This window comes from Paraburkholderia sp. SIMBA_053, assembly GCF_046534895.1.
Taxonomy (GTDB): Bacteria; Pseudomonadota; Gammaproteobacteria; order Burkholderiales; family Burkholderiaceae; genus Paraburkholderia; species Paraburkholderia caledonica.
Window position 1 is genome coordinate 1 of record NZ_JAWRXU010000556.1, and the last position, 278, is coordinate 278.

Here is a 278-nt window from a genome sequence, read left to right on the forward strand (position 1 = left end):
TGGCAGGTTCCGGGAGGGACCGGATGAACTACGAATCGCTCCATCGGCGCTCGATCGAACAGCCCGAGGAATTCTGGGCCGAAGCCGCGCAGGCGATCCACTGGCACAAGCCGCCGCGGCAGATCCTCGACTATTCGAACCCGCCGTTCCGGCGCTGGTACGTCGGCGGCGAAACCAACCTCTGCTACAACGCGGTCGACCGGCACCTGCCAGGACGCGCCGACCAGCTCGCGCTGGTCGCCATCTCCACCGAAACCGGCACCACCCGCGAGATCACC

Annotated in this window: 1 protein-coding gene; it reads left to right on the forward strand. The window is 66.9% G+C overall.

Features of this window, described 5'->3' with window-relative positions:
* Nucleotides 1-23 precede the first annotated feature (23 nt).
* On the forward strand, nucleotides 24-278 hold a 255-nt coding region (locus tag SB753_RS36835; protein WP_410805066.1), incomplete at its 3' end, for an acetyl-coenzyme A synthetase N-terminal domain-containing protein.